A 2,083-nucleotide genomic window follows, 5' to 3' on the forward strand; every position below is an offset into this window, starting at 1 on the left:
CTTCGCCGGTGACAACGGGAAGATCTACCGGAGCACCATGCCGCTCGGGAACTTCCCCGGCAACTTCGGCTCGTCCTGGACCCAGATCATGAGCGACACCAAGGAGAACCTCTTCGAGGGCGTCGAGGTGTACAAGGTCCAGGGGCAGAACCAGTACCTCATGATCGTGGAGGCGATGGGCGCGAACGGCCGCTACTTCCGGTCGTTCACCTCCAGCAGCCTCGGCGGCTCCTGGACCCCGCAGGCCGCGACCGAGAGCAACCCCTTCGCGGGCAAGGCGAACAGCGGGGCCACCTGGACCAACGACATCAGCCACGGTGACCTGGTGCGCCAGAACCCCGACCAGACCAAGACCATCGACCCGTGCAACCTGCAGCTGCTCTACCAGGGCAAGGACCCCGGCGCGACCGGCCCGTACGACCGCCTGCCGTGGCGGCCGGGCGTGCTGACCCTGCGCCGCTGACCCCGACCCGCTGACCGGACCGGCGCCCCCCGCGAGCGGGGGCGCCGGTTCCGCGTCACCGGAAGCTGTCCGCCGCGGCCTTCCACGCCTCGCTCATCGCCGCCGACCCGCCGTGCGCGGTCTCCCGCACCACCACCAGCTCGCCCGCCGTCCACGCCCGGTCCAGCAGCCACGGCGTCCCCACCAGGTTGATCAGGTCCAGCTCGCCCTGCACCACCACCCCCGGCACCCCGGCCAGCCGGTCGCAGCCGTCCAGGACCTCGTTCTCCCGCAACCAGCTCCCGTGCGCCCAGTAGTGCGCCACCAGCCGCGCGAACGCCAACCGGTCCCGCCCGACCTTGTCCGCCAGCGACCCCGGAGTCTGCGGCAGCACCGCCTCCTCCCACGCGCACCAGGCGTCCGCCGCCGCGAGGTGCACCAGCGGGTCCGGGTCGACCAGCCGCTCCAGGTAGGCCGCCGAGAGGTCGCCCTCGGGCGCGCCGACGAAGTCGCTGAACTCCCGCCACGCCTCCGGGAACACCTCCCCGAGCCCGCGCGTGAGCAGGTCCGTCTCCACCCGCCGCCCGGTCGCCACGCCCGCGAGCACCAGCCCGGTCACCCGCTCCGGGAAGCGCTGCGCGTACACCAGCCCGAGCACCGCGCCCCAGGACGCCCCGAGCACCAGCCAGCGCTCGACGTCCAGGGACGCGCGCAGCAGTTCCAGGTCCGCCACCAGGTGGTCCGTGGTGTTGGTGGACAGGTCGGCCTCCGGCTCGCCCGCGTGCGGCGTCGAGCGCCCGCAGCCGCGCTGGTCGAAGAGCACCACCCGGTACACCGCCGGGTCGAGCAGCCTGGTGGCCCTGGTGCGCAGGCCCGCGCCCGGACCGCCGTGCAGGACCACCACCGGTTTCCCGGTCGGGTTCCCGTGGATCTGCCAGTGCAGCTCGTGGCCGTCGCCGACCGCCAGCCGCCCGCTCGTGTGTGGTTCGGTCACCGGGTGCACGGGGGGCAGGCTAGTGGTCGGAACGGGGTCGGGGAGGCCGCAGGAAAGCGGTTGCCCGGACATCCGCCGTCACGCACCGCTCTGTGATGGTCCCGCATCGCGTCTCACCTCGTCGGAATGTGGAATATCCGCACGCTCCGTGCCCGAACGGCCGTCGAACGAATGCCGTCGAAGCGTTCGAAACCTCGGATGTCTGTCTTTCGGAGCCCCGGACGCGTGGCTACAGTCGCATTCCGGGAGCGCTCCCAGGCCAGACCAATCCTCAACGAGGAGGAGAAAGTGGCGCTCATTCCCAGAGCGGTTCTCGCGGCGGTGGCCCTGGCCGCCGGGCTGACCGCCCCGGCGGTGCTCACCGCCCCCGAGGCCGACGCCGCGACCCCGGCGTCCGGCGGCACCTACACCCTCGCCGTGACCAAGAGCGGCCTGTGCCTGGACGTCGTCGGCGGGTCCACGGCGGACGGCGCGCTCCTGCAGCAGTGGGGCTGCACGGCCGACCGCTGGCAGCAGTTCACCTGGTCCCCGTCCGGCGCGCTCGTCAACGCCAACAGCGGCAAGTGCGTCGAGCCGGTCAACGGCAACACCGCCTCGGGCGCCGCGCTCCAGCAGCGCGCCTGCGACTCGGCCGCGAACCAGCAGTG

3 protein-coding genes are annotated in these 2,083 nt (G+C 72.5%); 2 read left to right on the forward strand and 1 reads right to left on the reverse strand.

What is annotated here, in order from left to right; translation table 11 throughout:
- Positions 1 to 463, forward strand: a 463-nt coding sequence (locus ACTUAL_RS13225; RefSeq protein ID WP_440900445.1) for a non-reducing end alpha-L-arabinofuranosidase family hydrolase, incomplete at its 5' end; no start/stop codon positions are given.
- Between the two features lie 55 nt (positions 464 to 518).
- Here ACTUAL_RS13225 and pip read toward each other — a convergent pair.
- A complete protein-coding gene (gene pip, locus ACTUAL_RS13230; protein WP_440900446.1) occupies positions 519 to 1,445 on the reverse strand; it encodes a prolyl aminopeptidase in 927 nt (308 codons plus the stop codon).
- Between the two features lie 216 nt (positions 1,446 to 1,661).
- Between pip and ACTUAL_RS13235 the strand changes: the two genes are divergently transcribed.
- The coding region (locus tag ACTUAL_RS13235; RefSeq protein WP_440900447.1) for an RICIN domain-containing protein at positions 1,662 to 2,083 on the forward strand (422 nt) is incomplete at its 3' end.

Source organism: Actinosynnema sp., assembly GCF_052038725.1.